At 70.2% G+C, this 18,489-nt stretch carries 14 protein-coding genes; 5 read left to right on the top strand and 9 right to left on the bottom strand.

Annotation, left to right across the window (positions count from 1 at the left end):
* Positions 1-127: 127 nt before the first annotated feature.
* From AB0M62_RS10290 to sbnA, 4 genes are all read left to right on the top strand, one after another.
* Positions 128-3,385 (top strand): amino acid adenylation domain-containing protein, encoded by a 3,258-nt coding sequence (locus AB0M62_RS10290; RefSeq protein WP_366073783.1) that lies wholly within the window; start codon positions 128-130, stop codon positions 3,383-3,385.
* Positions 3,386-3,419: 34 nt separating this feature from the next.
* Positions 3,420-4,424, top strand: coding sequence for a TauD/TfdA family dioxygenase (locus AB0M62_RS10285; protein ID WP_366073696.1), 1,005 nt, complete (start codon positions 3,420-3,422; stop codon positions 4,422-4,424).
* On the top strand, positions 4,421-5,491 hold the full coding sequence (gene sbnB / locus AB0M62_RS10280) for a 2,3-diaminopropionate biosynthesis protein SbnB (RefSeq protein ID WP_366073695.1): 1,071 nt from the start codon (positions 4,421-4,423) through the stop codon (positions 5,489-5,491). The genes AB0M62_RS10285 and sbnB overlap by 4 nt, the downstream gene beginning before the upstream one ends.
* Before the next feature lie 103 nt (positions 5,492-5,594).
* On the top strand, positions 5,595-6,665 hold the full coding sequence (sbnA, locus tag AB0M62_RS10275) for a 2,3-diaminopropionate biosynthesis protein SbnA (protein WP_366073694.1): 1,071 nt from the start codon (positions 5,595-5,597) through the stop codon (positions 6,663-6,665).
* Positions 6,666-6,774: 109 nt separating this feature from the next.
* Here sbnA and AB0M62_RS10270 read toward each other — a convergent pair whose 3' ends face one another.
* The 3 genes from AB0M62_RS10270 to AB0M62_RS10260 form a co-directional block, all read right to left on the bottom strand.
* A complete protein-coding gene (locus AB0M62_RS10270; RefSeq protein WP_366073693.1) occupies positions 6,775-7,284 on the bottom strand; it encodes an O-acetyl-ADP-ribose deacetylase in 510 nt (169 codons plus the stop codon).
* Positions 7,281-8,699, bottom strand: coding sequence for an NAD(P)/FAD-dependent oxidoreductase (locus AB0M62_RS10265; protein WP_366073692.1), 1,419 nt, complete (start codon positions 8,697-8,699; stop codon positions 7,281-7,283). Before AB0M62_RS10265 ends, AB0M62_RS10270 begins: the two co-directional genes overlap by 4 nt.
* 88 nt (positions 8,700-8,787) lie before the next feature.
* On the bottom strand, positions 8,788-9,615 hold the full coding sequence (locus tag AB0M62_RS10260; protein WP_366073690.1) for an inositol monophosphatase family protein: 828 nt from the start codon (positions 9,613-9,615) through the stop codon (positions 8,788-8,790).
* 208 nt (positions 9,616-9,823) lie between these two features.
* Here AB0M62_RS10260 and AB0M62_RS10255 point away from each other — a divergent pair, with 208 nt between their 5' ends.
* Positions 9,824-10,474 carry a hypothetical protein gene (locus AB0M62_RS10255; protein ID WP_366073689.1) on the top strand — a complete coding sequence of 217 codons (651 nt, stop codon included), beginning with the start codon at positions 9,824-9,826 and terminating at the stop codon, positions 10,472-10,474.
* Between the two features lie 23 nt (positions 10,475-10,497).
* Here the strand turns inward: AB0M62_RS10255 and AB0M62_RS10250 are convergent, their stop codons facing one another.
* The 6 genes from AB0M62_RS10250 to AB0M62_RS10225 all read right to left on the bottom strand — a co-directional run bounded on the left by AB0M62_RS10250 (position 10,498) and on the right by AB0M62_RS10225 (position 18,409).
* The gene (locus AB0M62_RS10250) at positions 10,498-12,024 is read right to left on the bottom strand and encodes an NCS1 family nucleobase:cation symporter-1 (RefSeq protein ID WP_366073688.1); all 1,527 of its coding nucleotides are present in this window, start codon (positions 12,022-12,024) and stop codon (positions 10,498-10,500) included.
* 26 nt (positions 12,025-12,050) lie between these two features.
* Positions 12,051-13,052: a TIGR03842 family LLM class F420-dependent oxidoreductase gene (locus AB0M62_RS10245; RefSeq protein ID WP_366073687.1), complete on the bottom strand. Its 1,002-nt coding sequence runs from the start codon at positions 13,050-13,052 to the stop codon at positions 12,051-12,053.
* Positions 13,053-13,074: 22 nt separating this feature from the next.
* Entirely contained in the window at positions 13,075-14,478 is a 1,404-nt protein-coding gene (hydA, locus tag AB0M62_RS10240) for a dihydropyrimidinase (protein WP_366073686.1), read from the bottom strand.
* 30 nt (positions 14,479-14,508) lie between these two features.
* Positions 14,509-15,792 (bottom strand): aspartate aminotransferase family protein, encoded by a 1,284-nt coding sequence (locus AB0M62_RS10235; protein WP_366073685.1) that lies wholly within the window; start codon positions 15,790-15,792, stop codon positions 14,509-14,511.
* Entirely contained in the window at positions 15,789-16,631 is an 843-nt protein-coding gene (locus tag AB0M62_RS10230) for a nitrilase-related carbon-nitrogen hydrolase (RefSeq protein WP_366073684.1), read from the bottom strand. Before AB0M62_RS10230 ends, AB0M62_RS10235 begins: the two co-directional genes overlap by 4 nt.
* Before the next feature lie 230 nt (positions 16,632-16,861).
* Positions 16,862-18,409 carry a hypothetical protein gene (locus AB0M62_RS10225; protein ID WP_366073683.1) on the bottom strand — a complete coding sequence of 516 codons (1,548 nt, stop codon included), beginning with the start codon at positions 18,407-18,409 and terminating at the stop codon, positions 16,862-16,864.
* Between the last annotated feature and the right edge of the window lie 80 nt (positions 18,410-18,489).

Here is an 18,489-nt window from a genome sequence, read left to right as displayed (position 1 = left end):
TGCCAGGGAGATGCGGGACAACATGACCGACCCGCAGGTTCGCCCAGAGAGCAGGGGCAACTCCGGCACCGCCACAGTCAGCGGCAAGCGGCACCGCGGCAGCGGTGCGGCGCGGAGGGAAGAGCCGATGGAAGTACCAGCGGGGAAGGCCGGCGGGGAGTTCTGGCACGGTGTGCTCCTTGCCGGCGGTTTCACCGCGATTCCCCGGTGGAGCCTCAAGCCGGTGACAGGCGTGTGCGAACACGAGGAGACCATCCCCGACGACCTTGCGGCGGCCTTGTACCGACTGGCCGACGAGCTGTCGGTGCCGCTCGGTTCGGTGTTGTTGGCCGCCCACGCCAAGGTACTCTCCGCGCTGTCCGGCGAGCACGAAATCACGGCCGGCTATGCCGCCGTGCAGGGCGGCACCCCGTTGCCCTGCCGGCTGACAACCGGTACCGGCTCCTGGCGGTCGCTGTTGCTGGACGCCCATCGGGTCGAGTCGGAACTGCTGGCGCACAAGGACTTCCCGATTGGTGATCTCAGGCGTGAACTGGGCCTGAGTGAGCCGATGTTCGAGACCGTGCTCGATCCGGCGGGTGCCGTCGGGGACCTGGCCGAAGACACCGTCCTGTGGGTGGGATTCTCACCACACGGCGACCGCTGCGAGCTGCGGCTGCGGTACCGGACCGACGTAATCGACGCGGCCTGCGCCGCCAGGCTCGCCGGCTACCACCGGACGGCGCTCGCGTTGATCGCCGCCGATCCGGAGGCCGAGCACGGGCGGCAGAGCCTGCTCTCCGCCGAGGAGCTCCATTTCCAGCTCGAAGGGCTCGCCGGACCGCGCCGGGAGCTGCCCGACCGCCGGTTCCACGAGTTGTTCGAAGAGCAGGTGCGGGCACACCCGAACGCCGTCGCAGCCGTCCACGGCGACCTGAAGTGGACCTACGGAGAGCTCAACTCCCGCGCCAACCGGCTGGGACGAGCCCTGCTGGCACGGGGGCTGGACCGGGAAGACGTCGTCGCAGTGGTGACCGAGCGCAACCTGGACTGGCTGGCCGCCGTCCTCGCGATCTTCAAGATCGGTGGCGTGTACCTGCCCATCGAGCCTCATCTCCCCGCCGCGCGCATCGCGGCCACGCTCTCCCGTGCCCGGTGCGGGCTCGTACTGACCGAACCCGGCAGCACCAGCACCCTCGAACAAGCCCTCGACTCGCTGCCCGGAGTCAGAACGCTCTTCGTCGACGCGGCCTACGAGGAGACCCATGCCGACAGTGATCTCGGTGTCGTCGTCACGCCTGACCAACTCGCCTACATCTACTTCACCTCCGGCTCCACCGGGGAGCCCAAGGGCGCGATGTGCGAGCACGCGGGCATGCTCAACCACCTCTACGCCAAGATCGACGACCTGGGGATCGGCGAGGGGCAGGTGGTCGCCCAGACGGCACCCCAATGCTTCGACATCTCGCTGTGGCAACTGGTGTCCGCGCTTCTGGTCGGCGGGCGGACCCTCCTGGTCGAGCAGGAGGTGATCATGGACGTGCAGCGGTTCCTCGACAAGATCGTTGACGGCCGGGTCGCCGTGCTCCAGGTCGTGCCGTCGTACCTCGAGGTCGTACTGACCCATCTGGAGCGGCACCCCCGCGAACTACCGGACCTGCGCTGCGTGTCGGCCACCGGCGAGGCCCTGAAGAAGGAGCTCACCCAGCGCTGGTTCGCGGCCCGGCCCGGGACCAAGCTGGTCAACGCCTACGGGCTCACCGAGACCTCGGACGACACCAACCACGAGGTCATGGACCGGCCGCCGGCCAGCGAACGGGTGCCGCTCGGTCCACCGGTCAACAACGTGCACGTCTACGTCGCCGACGAGAACCTGTCGCCCGTGCCGCTCGGGGCGCCCGGCGAGATCCTCTTCTCCGGGGTCTGCGTCGGACGCGGATACGTCAACGACCCCGAGCGCACCCGGCCGGCCTTCATGGACGACCCGCACCGCAAGGGCCAACGGCTCTACCGCAGCGGCGACCACGGCCGATGGCAGCCTGACGGCAAGCTGGAGTTCCTCGGCCGCCGGGACGCCCAGGTCAAGATCCGCGGCTACCGCATCGAGATCGGCGAGATCGAGAACACTCTGCTGCGGGTGCCCGGTGTCCGCGACGGTGCGGTGGTGGTCGCCGACCGGGGCGAGCAGAGCAGGCAACTGGTGGCCTTCTACTCCGGCCCCGGGCCGGTCGAGGCCGCCGTCCTGGTGGATCACCTGAGTGCGTCCCTGCCCGAGTACATGGTCCCGTCGGCCTTCCACTGGCAGGAGAGTCTGCCGCTGACCGCCAACAGCAAGATCGACAAGAAGACGCTGACGGTGCTCGCCGCGGAACTCGACGTGGCCGAGGACGACTACAGGCCGCCGAGTACACCGACCGAGCAGCGGCTGGCGGCCGCGTGGGCGACGGTACTCGGCATCGCGCAGGACCGGATCGGACGGGCGGACCACTTCTTCGACCGGGGCGGCACCTCGCTGTCGGCGGTGAAGCTCGCCATCGCCCTGGACCGTGCGGTGTCCCTCAAGGATGTCACCCGTCACCCGGTCCTCGCCGATCTCGCCGCCCTGGTCGACGGCAGGTCCGAGCGGCACTCCGGGCTGCTGCAGTCCTTGTCCCAACCGGAAGACGAGGAGGCCGGTTCCCTCGTGTGCTTCCCGTACGCCGGCGGCAACGCGGTGAACTTCCAGCCGCTGGCCGGAGAACTGGCGGGCTGCGGCCCGGCTGTCCACGCCGTCGAGCTGCCGGGTCACGATGTGACCGCCGACAGCGCGCCGTTCGCGCCGTTCGCACAGGTGGTGGAGCAGGTCGTCGACGAGATCACCCGGCGTGGCCTGACCAAGATCCTGCTCTGGGGTCATTCCTCGGGCGCCGCGTTGGCCATGGAAACGGCCAGGCAGCTGGAGCGGCGCGGAGTGGACGTACAGCGGGTGTTCCTCGGCGCGCAGCTGCTCGGTGACGCCAAGGACCGGCGCGCCGCCATCGGCGAGCTGACCGGGCGGAGCGACGCCGAGATCACCGCGGGGCTGATGTCGGACAGCGGCCACGCCGCGCTCGGTGGGCTGGACGCGCGGCACGCCGAGCATGTCGGCGCCGCCTACCGGCACGACTGTGTGTCCGCACACCGCTATTTCGCCGACGCCATGGAATCCCCGCCGACAGTGAAACTGTCCGCGCCGGTCACCGTGGTCGTCGCCGCCGACGACCCGGGCACGGCGGAGTTCCCGTGCCGACACCGTGACTGGCAGCTCCTGGCCGAGCACGTCGACCTGCACGAACTCGCCGACGGGGGCCACTACTTCCTGCGCACCCGTCCGGCCGAGGCGGCGAAGGCCGTACTGCGCGCCGCCGAACGGGCGGCTTCTTCCTGAGTGGCACTTGAGCGGCAACTGAAAGGACATCGAGATGTCATCCTCATCCCCGGCCTCGCTCCTCGACGTGGAGCTGCGACCCGGCAGACCACCGATGCTGCGAGTCGAGGCCACCGGCGACGCGCCGAGCTGGGCAGCCGAGCACCGGGACGCGCTGCGCGCTGTCGTCGCCGAGCACGGTTCGGTCCTGGTCCGCGGCCTCGGGCTGCGTGACGCGGCGCAGACCGGTGCCGTCTTCTCGAGACTGGCCAACGGCCTGATGACCGAGAAGGAGTCCTTCGCGCCCAGGCAGGTCTACTCCCACGGCGTCTACTCCTCGTCGAAGTGGCCCCAGAACCAGCCGATGTGCATGCATCACGAACTGAGCTACACGCTCGAGTTCCCCGGTCTGATGCTCTTCGCATGCCTCAGCGCGCCCACCGAGGGCGGGGCCACGGCGGTGGCCGACTCACAGACCGTGCTCGACGCTCTGCCGGCCGACTTGACCCAGCGGTTCGAGCGGGAGGGCTGGATGCTGACCCGCAGCTACAACGAGGAGATCGGGGCGTCCTTGGCCGAGGCGTTCGGCACCGACGACCGCGGCGCCGTCGAGAACTACTGCCACGCCAACGCGATCGAGTTCGAGTGGCAGCCCGACGGCGGACTGCGCACCCGGCAGCGCCGCAGCGCCGTGGTGCGCCACCCGGTCACCGGCCGGCGCTGCTGGTTCAACCAGATCGCGTTCCTGAACGAGTGGACGATGGCCCCGGAGGTCCACGAGTACCTCGTGGATGTCTACGGCGCCGACGGGCTGCCGTTCAACACCCGTTTCGGCAACGGCGACCCCATCGGCGAGAACGTCGTGGAGCTGCTCAACAAGGTCTACGAGGACAACACCGCACGCGAGCCGTGGCGGGACGGCGACCTCATGCTCGTCGACAACGTCCGCACCGCGCACAGCAGAGAGCCTTTCGAGGGACCCCGCGAAGTGGTGGTCGCGATGGCCGAAGCGGTGCGTCTGGCCGACTGCTCGCCGACCGTCGAGGTGACCGCAGCATGAGCACCGTGTACTCGTCGGCAGCGAAGTCCCGGATGTCCGAGCCGGTCACCGTGCCACCCTTCGCGGTGATCCCCGGTGCCCAGGTCCAGCATGTGCTGCAAGGGCGCGAGAAGCAGATCGTGGAGTTGGTCGAGGCCACCTACCGGCTGCACGGCGCCGGCGAGTCCGTGAACCCGCCGTCCTACTTCCTGCGCTTCCCCGACCGCCCCTCCTCGCGGATCATCGCGCTGCCCGCCTCGATCGGCGGGAACGTGCGGGTGGACGGCCTGAAGTGGATCTCCAGCTTCCCGGAGAACGTGGCGGCCGGCATCCCCAGGGCCTCGGCCGTGCTCATCCTCAACGACCATGACACCGGCTACCCGTTCGCCTGCCTGGAAAGCTCGATCATCAGCGCCACCAGGACGGCCGCATCGGCGGCGCTGGCGGCGGACCGGCTCAGCCGCGGCCGGCGGCGGCCGACACGCGTCGGATTCATCGGTACGGGCCTGATCGCCCGCTACATCCACACTTTCCTCGCCGGCACCGGCTGGTCGTTCGACGACATCGGCGTGCACGACGCGTCCGCCGACAGCTCGGCCGGCTTCTGCGGCTACCTGGAACCGTGCGGCACGGCGAGCAGGATCACCGTGCACAACACTGCCGAGGAGCTGATCCGCTGCAGCGACCTGGTGGTCTTCGCCACGGTCGCCGGTGAGCCGCATGTCGGCGAGCCGTCGTGGTTCGCGCACAATCCGTTGGTGCTGCACGTGTCGTTGCGCGACCTCGCACCGGAGATCGTGCTCGCCTCGGCCAACTTCGTCGACGACATCGAGCACTGCGTGAAGGCCGACACCTCGCCGCATCTGGCCGAGCAGCTCACGGGCAACCGGGAATTCCTGAATGGCACGTTGGACGACGTGATGGCCGGGCGGGTCACCGTACCGACGGACCGGCCGCTGGTGTTCTCCCCCTTCGGCCTCGGGGTGCTCGACCTGGCAGTCGGCAAGTACGTCTACGACGAGGTTGTCCGCTCCGGAGACCTGCACGTCGTCGACGACTTCTTCCACGAACTGCGCCGGTACGGATGAGCGGCCGGTGTCCGCGTCCGAGGACAAGGATGCTTATGCAGGATTGGGTCCGGAAAAGATCATCGGTCCAGAAGAGCGCTCTGCTGCAGTGGAGGAGACCACCGTGCCAGTCATATCCGCTCCTCATGTCTTCAACGCGGATGAGCTCTACGTCGACCTTCAAACGACCTTCGGGTGCTCGCTCTTCTTGAAGTGCGAGGGCTTCAACTTCGCCGGTTCGATCAAGTTGAAAGCCGCGAAGGAAATGGTGGAGGCCGCCGAGCGGGCCGGAATCCTGACGCCGCATTCCATCATGGTCGAGTCCTCGTCCGGAAACCTGGGCGTGGCTCTGAGCATGATCGCGGCCAGCAAGGGCTACCGGTTCCTGTGCGTGACCGACTCCCGGTCCAACCTCTCGGCCAGGCTGATGATGGAGGCCTTGGGCAGCCGAATCCACGTCATCACCACAGAGCATGCCGAACGCGGCTTCCTCGGCGCGCGAATCGACCACGTCCGCACACTGTGCGACTCCGACGACCGGTACGTATGGCTCAGCCAGTACACCAATCCGGCCAACTGGATGGCGCACTACCGCACGACGGGGCCGCAGATCGCGCTCCAGTTCCCAGACCTGGACGTACTCTTCGTCGGGGCCGGCACCACCGGCACCCTGATGGGCTGCGCGCGGTACTTCCGGAAGTGGCACCGACCGGTGCGGATCGTCGCGGTGGACTCTGTTGGCTCGGTCACTTTCGGCGGTACGCCGGGCCGCCGGATGATACCCGGTCTCGGCATGAGCGTCCGTCCCGCCCTGCTCGATGAGTCGTTCGTGGACGAGGTCGTACACGTCGAGGAGAGGGACACGATCCGCGCCTGCCACCGTATGGCCAAACGCGGCTTCCTGTTCGGCGGCTCCACCGGAACGGTGGTCAGCGGCGCGATCGACTGGCTCGCCCAGCACGACACGCGTGAACTCACCGCCGTGGCCATCGCCCCGGACCTTGGCGAGCGCTACCTCGACACCATCTACCGGACCACCTGGTTGCACGATCTCTACGGCGAGGACGTGCTCGGCCCGGACGAACTCGCCTCCAGTTCCTGGGAAGCCCCCGCGCCACCGACACCCACACCGGCAGCCGACCGGCGATCGCACCAGCTCACCGCCGGGTACGGCGACGACCGGATCGATCAGTAGGTGTTCGCATGACCCTCGCCGGATGGCTCCCCACGCTCCCGGCGGCGGCACCGGAACCCTCGCAGGCCGGCAGCGTGTGCGGATGCCGGCCTGCCTGCCCGTGTCGCAGTCAGCCCACCTGCGCGGCGAACGCCTCGTACGCCGGCTCGTCGAACAGGACGAATCGGATCTCCTCCACCGCCGTCTCCGTCTCCCGCACCGTCTCGATCGCGATCCGGGCACCGTCGGCCATCGGCCAGCCGTAGACGCCGGTGGAGATGGCCGGGAAGGCGACGGTCCGGGCACCCAGCTCCCCCGCCAACCGGAGCGACTCGCGGTAGCAGGAGGCGAGCAGACCGGAGCGGTCCTCCTCGCGCGACCAGACCGGGCCCACGGTGTGGACGACCCAGCGCGCGGGCAGCCTGCCGGCCGTGGTCGCCACGGCCTGTCCGGTCGGCAGTCCCTTGCCGTACCGCGAGGCGCGCAGAGCCCGGCACTCGGCGAGAATCTCCGGGCCGCCCCTGCGGTGGATGGCCCCGTCGACGCCCCCGCCGCCGAGCAGCGAGGAGTTGGCCGCGTTCACGACGGCATCGACCTGCTGCTCGGTGATGTCTCCGCGGACCAGGGAAACACGGGTCATCGGGCCTCCCTCAGGCGGCGCCAGACCGCCTTCGCCGCGTTGTGGCCCGACATCCCGTGCACGCCGGGCCCGGGCGGGGTTGCGGAGGAGCAGATGAAGACCGCCGGGTGCGGGGTGCTGTACGGGAAGAGGGAGATCTTCGGCCGCAGCAGCAGCTGGATACCCGTGGCGGCGCCGCAGGCGATGTCCCCGCCGACGTAGTTGGCGTTACGGGCGGCGAGCTCGCGCGGGCCGGCGGTGGCCCGCGCCAGCACGCGGTCCCGGAAGCCGGGCGCGAAGCGCTCGATCTGCCGCTCGACCGCGTCGGTGAGATCACCCTCCCAGGCGTGCGGCACATGGCCGTACGCCCAGAAGACGTGCTTGCCGTCGGGCGCCCGGGAGGGGTCCACCAGACTGGGCTGGGCGGTGATCAGGAACGGCGTCCTGGGTGCCTGCCCGCCCGCCGCCTGCCGCAGGGCGGTGCCGATCTCCCGGCTGCTGGACCCGATCTGGACGGTGCCGGCCACCCGGGGTGGCTTCGCGGTCCAGGGCACGGGCCCGTCCAGCGCGTAGTCGATCTTGAACACCGCCGCGCCGTACCGGTAGTGGTCGTACGCGCTGCCCAGCCCCGCGATCCGGGCCAGCGCGGTCGGCGAGGTGTCGAAGACGTACGCGCGGGCCGGCGGGAGGTCGTCGAGCCGCTTCACCTCGAAGCCGGTGTGGACGACGCCGCCGAGATCACGCAGATAGGCGGCCAGCGCATCCGAGATCGACTGGGAGCCGCCGCGTGGCATCGGCCAGCCGTTGGCATGCGCGGCCAGCGCGAACACCAGGCCCACCGCACTGGTGCCGATGCCGCCCAGCGGTGCGATCACATGGGCGACCAGACCCGCGAACAGCGCACGCGCTCTGTCGTCGCGGAAGCGGCGCATCAGCCAGGTCGACGGCGGCAGACCGTCCAGTCCGAAGCGGGCGAGCGTGACCGGGTCGTGCGGCAGCGCGGTCAGCGGCAGCGACATGAAGTCGCGGGCGAGGGTGTCCCATTTGCCGAGGTACGGGGCGAGGAGCCGCCGGTACGTGCCTGCGTCCCGGGGCCCGAAGGACAGGGCCGTCTCCGCGACCGAGCGGGAGAGCACGGCCGCCGTGCCGTCGTCGAAGGGGTGCGCCATGGGCAGCTCGGGGTGCAGCCACTCGAGTCCGTACCGCTCGAGCGGCATGGCCCGGAACGCGGGCGATCCGGCACCCAGGGGATGCACGGCGGAACAGGGATCGTGGCGGAAGCCGGGGAGCGTCAGTTCTTCGGTCCGCGCTCCCCCGCCGACCGTGTCACAGGCCTCGAAGACTTGCACCGAGAAGCCGCGGCGGGCGAGTTCGACGGCGGCGGTCAGTCCGTTGGGCCCCGCCCCCACGATCACGGCATCGACAATCGACGGCACCTTCGGACTCCTTTGTCAGCCGACGGCCAGGAGCACCAGGGTATTCCCGAGCGGGCCCCGTCCGTACGGCGGGCGGAGCCGCCGGAGGTCACACGGCGCCGGAAAGCAGCTCCCTGACCCGGTCGGCCGTCGCCCGGTCGCGCGCAGCCGTGAACGGCAGGGCGTTCCCACCGGTGATACGGAACGGCTCGCCCGCGATCGTCGTCTGGGCGCCGCCCGCCTCCGCGACCAGCAGCATGCCCGCCGCGTGGTCCCAGGCGTTCTCCCAGGAAAACGCAACCGCGTCCAGCTCGCCCCGGGCCACGGCCAGGTACTCCAGGCCCGCCGAGCCGCAGGGCCGGGTGTGCACGCCGTCCACATTCAGCCCGAGGAGAGCCCGCTTCTGGTCGCCGGTGGTGAAGTCGGGGTGCGACGTGGCGATTTCGAGAACCTGGCCGGGTGCCGGCGAACCGGACCTGATGGGCTCACCGCCCAGCCGGGCGCCCCGGCCCCGTACTGCCACGGCCATCTCGTCGAGAGCCGGCGCGTAAGTCCACGAGGCGAACAGCTCGCCGTTCACGGCCAGTGCGACGAGCGTGCAGAACCCGGGGTCGCCGTGCACGAACTGGCGCGTCCCGTCGACCGGGTCGACGATCCACACCGGCGCGTCGCCGAGCAGCTCGTCGTACACGGCCGGGTCCGCGTGGACCGCCTCCTCGCCGACCACCACCGAGCCGGGCAGCAGCCGCGTCAGAGCCGCGGTCAGATGCTCTTCGGCCTGCCGGTCGGCGACCGTGACGAGGTCGTGCGGCCCCTTCTTCTCGATGATCTCGTGCGCGGCGAGCTGCCGGAAGCGGGGCATGATCTCGGCTGCGGCCGCCTTGCGGACCGCCTCCTCGACCTCGGACAGGTCACGTGCGAGAAAGTCATCGATCATGCGCCCAGCAAAGCACGGCCCACCGACAATCCCCACCATGCCCGTGGCGGGCCGGTGGATTCCACATGAATCCTGAATGCGGGTCGGCGCGCGGACCACGAACCACACCCACCACACTGATTGCTCTGTTGCTCCGGGGTCTTCATGTGGCACATTCGTTCCACTCCTCTTGCGAGTAACCGCCCTCACGCCCCGAGAGAAGTCCGCCATGCGTTCCCTACCGGTCACTCTCGCCGCGCGCCTGCTGCCGGTCGCCGTCCTCGCCACGGTCGGCTGGGCCTGGACGTCCGGCCCGTACGCGCCCGCGAAGCGGAACGACGTACCGCGGGCCGCGGCCTCACCGGACGCGCAGGCCGCCGCCGCCGATGTCACCGCGGCGCCCGTGTACGCCGAACCACCGGCCGCGTGCGGGGTGATACCCGCGGCCACGGTCAAGGCCCTGGTCGCCGGCGCCAAGGCAGCCGGTACCGAGCTGCCGCCGGCCGATCCCTCGCACCGCCGGACCTGTTCCTGGAGCGGGCTCGACGAGTACGAGTACCACTGGCTCGACGTGACGATCGAGGTCAAGGACTCGGCGGACGCGGCCCGGAGCGCGTACGCGAAGCGCCAGGGCAGGACGGCGGTTCCCGGTCTGGGCGACGAGGCGTCCATCACGCCGGCGCTGACCACGCAGGACAAGCAGCAGACGCGTGAAGCGGTGGTGGTGGTGCGCGTGGAGAACGCGATGGTGACCGTCGCGTACAACGGCAGCGACTTCGAGTCGAAGGATGCGCCTCCCGCGGCCGCCATACACGACGGCGCGATACGGGCGGCCAAGGACGCCGTGGCAGCCCTGCGGAAGACCGCGGGCGAGGGCTGACCCCGCCCGCGGTCCAGCGGCGGCTACGCGCCGCGGGAACGTTCCGGCAGCATCAGCACCGTGTAGAGGACCAGCGCCGAGGCCAGGCCCACCGCCCAGCCGTAGTCGGCGAGCGGCTTCAGGAAGGGGATCAGGCCGTCCTCCGGGAACGGGCCCTTCCCGGGAGCGGAGTGCGAGCCTCCGATCGCGAGGACGCCGCCCACCAGGAAGGCGGCGAGCGCCTTGGGATTCCAGCCGGACGTGTACCAGTAGCGGCCGCCGGGGCGGTACAGGTCGGCCAGCGCCAGATGGGTCCGGCGGATGATCCAGTAGTCGGCGATGAGGATGCCCGCGACCGTGCCGAGCAGGCCGCCGACCAGGCCGAGCCAGGTGAAGATGTACAGCTCGGGGCTGGAGGTGAGCTCCCACGGCATGATCAGGACGCCGACGACGCCGGTAATGAGCGCGCCCCTGCGGAAGTTGATGAACTTGGGTGCGAGGTTGGCCAGGTCGTAGGCGGGCGAGACGACGTTCGCCGCGATGTTGACGGAGATCGTCGCGATCAGCACGGTGACCAGGGCGAAGAGCAGGCCGAAGACGTTGTCGGTCTTCGACACCAGCAGGACCGGGTCCCAGATCGGCGCCCCGTACACCGCCTGGGAACCGGAGGTGACGAAGACCGACAGCAGGGCGAACAGCGTCATCGTCGTGGGCAGGCCGAGGGTCTGGCCCCAGATCTGAGCCCGTTGGCCCGCGCCGAAGCGAGTGAAGTCCGGGATGTTCAGCGACAGGGTGGACCAGAAGGCGATCATGCCCATGAGGGAGGGGAAGAAGACGGGCCAGAAGTCCTCACCCCAGCCCAGCTGGGAGGGCTGGTCGAGCAGCGGGCCGAGTCCGCCGGCCTTGGCGGAGATCCACACCAGCAGGGCCAGCGCGCCGACGATCACGAACGGGGCGGCCCAGTTCTCGAAGCGGCGCAGGGTCTCCATTCCCCGGTAGATGATGGCCAGTTCGAGCGCCCAGAAGAGGACGAAGCAGAGCCACAGGGTCCATGGCTGCCCGGCGATCTCCGCCGCCCCCGCCCAGCCGCCGAAGATCTTGCCGAGCAGTACGAAGATCCCGGAGCCGCCGATCCAGGTCTGGATACCGAACCAGGCGCAGGCCACCCCGGCCCGGACCAGCGCGGGCAGGTTGGCGCCCCGCAGTCCGAACGACGCCCGGGCCATCACGGGGAAGGGAATGCCGTACTTGGGGCCCGCGTGCCCGGTGAGCAGCATCGGGAAGAGCACGATCACGTTGGCCAGGGCGATGGTGAAGACGGCCTGCTTCCAGTCCATGCCGAGGGTGACCAGACCCGAGGCGAGAAGCCAGGAAGGGATGTTGTGGGCCATGCCGACCCAGAGGGCGGCGAAGTTGTACGTGGTCCAGCGGCGCCGTTCGACGGGGACGGGAAGGAGATCGTCGTTGACGAACCGGCCTTCGGCGGGGACCGCGCCGGGTGCGAGCTCGACGCGGCCCTGTTCGTCCGTTCTCTGGCCGTCGGAAGGGGATGACGGGACGGTCGCGGTCATGGCGGCAGGACCTTCCTCTGCGCTGGTCAGGAGTTCAGTGCGGGGATGATCTCGGCGCCGTACGCGTCGATCGTCGCTTCCTTCGCGTCGTGCATGTCGTAGACCGCGAACTGGTCGACCCCCAGGTCGCGCAGCGCTTTCAGCTTGTCGATGTGGGCCTGCGCCGGCCCCAGCAGGCAGAACCGGTCGACGATCTCGTCGGGTACGAAATCGGTCGACGGGTTCCCGGCACGGCCGTGGTGGCTGTAGTCGTAGCCGTGGCGCTGCTTGATGTACGCGGTGAGCGCCTCCGGCACCATGTCCGAGTGCTCCCCGTAGCGCGAGACCAGATCGGCGACATGGTTGCCCACCATTCCGCCGAACCACCGGCACTGTTCCCGGGCGTGGGCGAGGTCGTCGCCGACGTAGGCGGGCGCGGCGACGCAGATGGTGACGGAGTCCGGGTCCCGGCCGGCCTGCGCGGCGGCCGCGCGTACCGCCTTGACCATCCACTCGGTCAGGTAGAGGTCGGCGAGCTGGAGGATGAAGCCGTCGGCCTTCTCGCCCGCGAGGGTCAGCGCCTTGGGCCCGTACGCCGCCATCCAGACCGGCAGCTTCCCGTCCCGTACCCACGGCAGCCTGAGCGGCTGCCCGTCGACGACGGTCTCCCGGCCCTCCGCGAGGTCGCGGATCGCCCCGATCGCCTCGCCGAGCCGGGCCAGGGTGTTGGGTTTGCGGCCGGCGACGCGCATCGCCGAGTCGCCGCGCCCGATCCCGCACACAGTGCGGTTGCCGTACATCTCGTTGAGCGTGGCGAACGTGGAGGCGGTGACCTCCCAGGTCCTGGTGCCCGGGTTGGTGACCATGGGGCCGACGGTGAGCTTCTCTGTGTGTTCCAGGATGCGGCTGTAGATGACGAAGGGCTCCTGCCAGAGCACCGCCGAATCGAAGGTCCAGCCGTAGCGGAAGCCGTTGCGTTCCGCGCGCCGCATCAGTCCGACCACGGCCGAAGCCGGCGGGTCCGTCTGCAGGACGAGTCCGAAGTCCATATGTGGCACTCCCCGTTCTTCGCTAGTGCAGGTACTGACAGGTGGCCCGCGGCGTGTAGACCCCGTGCCCGGCGTGGCCGGTGAACTCCCGTTCGTCGATGACGACTTCACCGCGCGACAGTACGGTCTCCACCTGGCCGGTGACCCGCTTCCCCTCGTACGCCGAGTAGTCCACGTTCATGTGGTGCGTCTCGGCCGACAGGACGTGCTCGATGTGCGGGTCGTAGACGACGACGTCGGCGTCCGCGCCCGGTGCGATCGTGCCCTTGCGCGGGTAGAGGCCGAACATCCGGGCCGGGGTGGCGCAGGCGATCTCGATCCAGCGCCGGCGGCTGATGTGGCCGTCCACCACCGCCTGGTGCAGCAGGTCCATCCGGTTCTCCACGCCCGGAAGCCCGTTGGGGATCTTGGAGAAGTCGCCTCGGCCCAGTTCCTTCTGCCCGGTGAAGCAGAAGGGGCAGTGGTCGGTGGAGACGACCTGGAGGTCGTTCGTCCGCAGGCCACGCCACAGCGCCTCCTGGTGCTCGCGGGGCCGCAGGGGCGTCGAGCAGACGTACTTGGCGCCCTCGAAGTCCGGCTCGGCGAGGTTGTCGGTGGAGAGGAAAAGGTACTGCGGGCAGGTCTCCCCGAAGACGTTGAGCCCCATGTCCCGGGCCGCCGTGAGTTCCTGGACCGCCTCGTCCGCCGAGACGTGCACGACGTACAGCGGTGCGCCCGCGACCCGCGCGAGCTGGATCGCCCGGTGCGTGGCCTCGGCCTCCAGCAGCACCTTGCGCACCTCCCCGTGATAGCGGGGATCGGTACGGCCGGCGGCCAGGGCCTGTTCGACCAGGACGTCGATCGCGATGCCGTTCTCGGCGTGCATCATGATCAGGCCGCCGTTGTTCGACGAGCGCTGCATGGCGCGCAGGATCTGTCCGTCGTCGCTGTAGAAGACGCCCGGGTACGCCATGAAGAGCTTGAAGGAGGTGATGCCCTCCTCTACGAGCAGGTCCATCTCCTTCAGTGACGATTCGTTGACGTCCGAGAGGATCATGTGGAAGGCGTAGTCGATCGCGCACTTGCCGTCGGCCTTCGCGTACCAGGCGTCGAGCCCGTCGCGCAGCGAGTGGCCCACCGTCTGCACGGCGAAGTCCACGATCGTGGTCGTGCCGCCCCAGGCGGCGGCGCGCGTCCCGCTCTCGAAGGAGTCGGAGGCGAAGGTGCCGCCGAAGGGCAGCTCCATATGGGTGTGCGCGTCCACGCCGCCCGGGATGACGTACTTGTTGGCCGCGTCGATGACACGGTCGGCGGTCCAGCCCTCGGCCACGGTGGACGCGTGCGCGGCCATGGCCACGATGCGGCCGTCCTCGATCAGTACATCGGCGTGGGTCTCTTCGGCCGCAGTGATGACCAGTCCACCGCGGATGAGAGTGCGGGTGCTCATGTGGTGCGCTCCCTTTCGTGCGTACGTCGGCTACAGACTGCGCAGCGCCTGCTCGAGGATGTCCGCGCCCTCTTCCGCCTCCGCGACGGTCAGCGACAGCGGCGGTGCGACACGCAGCACGCTGGTGTTGTGGCCGCCGCCCTTGCCGATGAGCAGTCCGCCCTCGCGGGCCGCCTCGAGCACGGCCGCGGCCGCCTCCGGGTCCGCCTCGTCGGTACCCGGTTTCACCAGCTCGATGCCGGCCATGAGGCCCCGGCCGCGTACTTCGCGTACGGACGGCACGGTCGCGCCGATGGCGCGCAGCCGCTCCAGCAGCAGACCGCCGACGCGACGGGAGTTGCCCTGGAGGTCGTGCTCCAGCAGATACGAGAGGTTGGCCAGGCCCGCCGCCATGGTGACCGGGCTGCCGCCGAAGGTCGAGATGGAGTTGGCGTCGAGGCAGTTCATGATGTCCGCGCGGGCCACGACACCGCCGATGGACATGCCGTTGCCGATGCCCTTGGCGAAGGTGAGGATGTCCGGCGGCCCGTTCTGCCCGTGCGCCTGCCAGCCCCAGAAGTGCTCACCGGTGCGGCCCCAGCCGGTCTGCACCTCGTCCGTGATCCACAGGATGCCGTGCCGGTCCAGGACCTCGCGGAACGCCGCGTACAGACCGTCGGGCGGAGAGGTGAATCCGCCGACGCCCTGAATCGGCTCGGCGATCAGTGCGGCGACTTCCCCGCGGGTCTGCCCGAGGACGTCCTCCAGGTCCGCGACACAGGCCTCGATGAACTGGGCGTCGGACAACTGCGCGAACGGGCCCCGGCTGCGGACACCTCCATGGACGTAGAGGGTCTGCAGCGGGGACAGGCTGGTGGGCGACCAGCTGCGGTTGCCGGTGATGGACACGGCCGAGAACGACCGGCCGTGGTAGCTGTTGCGCATCGCGAGGATCTGGTTCGAGCGGCGGTACGTCGTCGCCAGAAGCAGTGCCGTGTCGTTGGCCTCCGTGCCGGAGGTGGTGAAGAAGACCCGGGCCTCCGGGATGCCGGAGAGGGTGGCCACGCGCTCGGCCAGCTCGACCATCGGACGGTCGAGGTAGAGCGTCGAGGTGTGGATGATCCGGCCCGCCTGCTCGCTGACCGCCTTGGTCACCTCCGGGAGGGCGTGGGCGGTCATGGTGGTGAGGATGCCGCCGAAGAAGTCCAGGTACCGCTTGCCCGTCGCGTCCCAGACGTACCGGCCCTCGCCGTGTGTGATCTCGATGGGGCGGTCGTAGTACAGCGCGAGCCAGTCGGGCATGACGGCCCGGTGCCGGTTGTGCAGATCGGTCACGGCTGCACCAGCCCCTCGTACGCGTCGGGGCGGCGGTCCCGGTAGAACGCCCACGTCGTGCGGACTTCTTCGATGAGGTCGAAGTCGAGGTCCCGGACGAGGAGCTCCTCCTCCTTGTCGCTCGCGACCTCTCCGACGAACTGACCGCGCGGGTCGACGAAGTAGCTGGTGCCGTAGAAGTCGTTGTCTCCGTACTCCTCCTGGCCGACCCGGTTGATCGCGGCGATGAAGTACTCGTTGGCGACGGCGGATGCCGGCTGTTCCAGCTGCCACAGATGCCCGGAGAGGCCGCGGTGGGTGGCTGACGGGTTGTAGACCAGCTGAGCGCCGTTCAGGCCCAACTGCCGCCATCCTTCGGGGAAGTGGCGGTCATAGCAGATATAGACCCCGACCTTGCCGACCGCGGTGTCGAACACGGGCCAGCCGAGATTGCCCGGCTTGAAGTAGTACTTCTCCCAGAACCCCTTGACCTGGGGGATGTGGTGCTTGCGGTACTTGCCGAGACAGGTACCGTCGGCGTCGATCACGGCGGCGGTGTTGTAGTAGAAGCCGGCCTGCTCGACCTCGAAGACCGGGACGACGATCACCATGCCGGTCTCGCGGGCGAGATCCTGCATCCGCCGCACGGTCGGGCCGTCCGGAACCGGCTCCGCCCAGCGGTAGTGCTCGGGCTCCTGCACCTGGCAGAAGTAGGGGGCGTTGAAGACCTCCTGAAACCCGATGATCTTCGCGCCCCGGCGGGCCGCCTCGCGGGCATGTTCCTCATGCTTGGCGATCATGGATTCTGTGTCGCCTGTCCAGGTCGCCTGGACCAGTGCGGCGCGTACGACGTTGGCCATGAGCTGCTCCTTCGACGGGACGCCAGAGCCTCTACGCACGTAGACACAATGCGTAGGTGGAGAACGTAAGCCCCGTCACACCCGGGGGCAAGACCATCGCCGTTAACCGGCGGAGTCGATCATGTTTCGCACCCGAGCGGTCCACTCCCTTCGCGTCGCGACAGCCGAAGGTCCCTGTCCGGGCGGCCTCCGGCCCCGCCGCGCCGGCCCGATCGCCTCGGGCCCGGCGCCTACCCGGTAGCCACTCCGGCCACCCGCAGGGCGTGCAGGAGATCGCGGCGGCACGAGTCGGACACCGCGTCGGCTGCCGCGAGCAGTTGGGGAACCAGCCACCGCGGATCGCTCTGCGCGATCTGAGCGGCCTCCTCAGGCGTGTGTACGCGGACGAAGGCGTCCAGCAGCGCCCGCGCCTCCCGTTCACGGCCGGCCCCCGCGAGGGCGAGAGCCGCGTCGGCGATCTCCGGGGCAGGCCGGGAGACCCCCTGGCGCAGCAACTGGCCGCAGTCCCCGTCCCGGCCCGCGGCCGCCAGGGCCTCGGCCGTCGCGGCCAGCCGGTCGGGGGGCAGCGAGGCCGCCTCCCACAGCAGGGTCGCCCAGTCGGCGGCGAGGTCCGCGCGGTGCAGCTCCGCCGCGAGTACCGGAAGCCGTGCGGGTGGCCACATCGCGGCCTGGCACAGGACGACGTGCGCCTCGCCGCTGCGGCCTCCGGCCCGCAGCGCGATCAGCTCGGCGACGACCGAGGCCGCGGCCCTCCGGGCCTCGGCGGTGCCTTGCGGCTCCGCCTCTTCCCGGGTCTGCGCCCCCGCGCGGACCCCTGCGTGCGCCCCCGTCCGCGCCGGGTGGCCGGGGCCACTGCCCAGCCCTCGGTAACGGGCGCCCCGGGGCGTGAACGCCGAGCCCGCCGGGGTGGCGGGTGTGGGCGGAGCGGGCGCGACCTGGACGTCCACCTCGTCGTCGAGCCCGGCGAACCGGGCCCCCCGGGACCTCCGTTTCCGGCTGGGCGCCGGACCTGGGCCGGGCACCGGGACGGGACCGACGGAGCCCTCCGCTTCCGCGTCCCACCCGGCCGCCGGACCCGGATCGTCACCCGGCGCCGAAGCGGGTGCCGCAGGCGCCGGACGGCCCGTGTGCCCGGCCCCGGGGCCTGTGTGCTGCACACCGGCCCCCTCCGGTGTGGACGCCGCCTGCGGATACGCGTGGCCGGCCGGCCCCTCCGCGCCCGGAGCCCGGAACCAGCTTTCCGGGGCTACGGGGCGGCCCGGCGTACCGGGGGCGGGTGTCAGCGCCGCGAGCCGGGTGCGGAACTCCTCGCAGCGGGCGGTCGCGCGCTCCACGTCGTCCTGGGCCCAGGCCAGTTCATGCCCGAGCGACTCCGCGTCGGCGCCCACCGCGGTGACCCGCAGCCGGGCGGCCAGTTCCCGCTGCCGTTCCTCCGCGTACGTCCGCTCGCTGATCACCGTCTCCAGCCGGTCCCGTAACGACGCCGCACCGCCGGACAACCGGTCGTGCACGGCCGCGGCCGCCGCGTGCAGCCGCCCGGCGCGAACGGCCTCGTGTTCCGCGAACTGCGCACCGTGACGGCCGGCCAGGTCCTGCAGCAGGGACTCCACCACGTCCCAGGGCGGCACCTCGTGTCCGTCGAGACAGGCCCGCATGCCGCGCGGATCGCGCTGCCAGAACACTCCGCACCAGCCGCTGCCCTGATCGAGCAGCGACGTCAGGTCCCTCAGATACCGCGCGAACTCTCCAGCAGCCGCCGGTAGTTGTTCCACCCTCATTGCCCGCCCCTGCCCCACGCCGACTGGAAGCCTCCGGTCCGCAGGCATTCGATCCCAGTTGTGTTACGGGACGGCTACGC

Origin of the sequence: Streptomyces sp. NPDC051219 (assembly GCF_040682335.1) — a bacterium.
In the GTDB taxonomy this organism is placed as follows: Bacteria; Actinomycetota; Actinomycetes; order Streptomycetales; family Streptomycetaceae; genus Streptomyces.
Note: the sequence above shows the minus strand (reverse complement) of the source record. Positions and strands in the feature narration are given on the sequence as shown.

Coding starts and splice junctions, on each gene's coding strand:
- AB0M62_RS10225 (WP_366073683.1), bottom strand. CDS start 18,409: ATGAGGGTGGAACAACTACCGGCGGCTGCTGGAGAGTTCGCGCGGTAT.
- AB0M62_RS10270 (WP_366073693.1), bottom strand. CDS start 7,284: ATGACCCGTGTTTCCCTGGTCCGCGGAGACATCACCGAGCAGCAGGTC.
- AB0M62_RS10250 (WP_366073688.1), bottom strand. CDS start 12,024: ATGACCGCGACCGTCCCGTCATCCCCTTCCGACGGCCAGAGAACGGAC.
- AB0M62_RS10255 (WP_366073689.1), top strand. CDS start 9,824: ATGCGTTCCCTACCGGTCACTCTCGCCGCGCGCCTGCTGCCGGTCGCC.
- AB0M62_RS10260 (WP_366073690.1), bottom strand. CDS start 9,615: ATGATCGATGACTTTCTCGCACGTGACCTGTCCGAGGTCGAGGAGGCG.
- AB0M62_RS10230 (WP_366073684.1), bottom strand. CDS start 16,631: ATGGCCAACGTCGTACGCGCCGCACTGGTCCAGGCGACCTGGACAGGC.
- hydA (WP_366073686.1), bottom strand. CDS start 14,478: ATGAGCACCCGCACTCTCATCCGCGGTGGACTGGTCATCACTGCGGCC.
- sbnB (WP_366073695.1), top strand. CDS start 4,421: ATGAGCACCGTGTACTCGTCGGCAGCGAAGTCCCGGATGTCCGAGCCG.
- AB0M62_RS10290 (WP_366073783.1), top strand. CDS start 128: ATGGAAGTACCAGCGGGGAAGGCCGGCGGGGAGTTCTGGCACGGTGTG.
- AB0M62_RS10245 (WP_366073687.1), bottom strand. CDS start 13,052: ATGGACTTCGGACTCGTCCTGCAGACGGACCCGCCGGCTTCGGCCGTG.
- AB0M62_RS10285 (WP_366073696.1), top strand. CDS start 3,420: ATGTCATCCTCATCCCCGGCCTCGCTCCTCGACGTGGAGCTGCGACCC.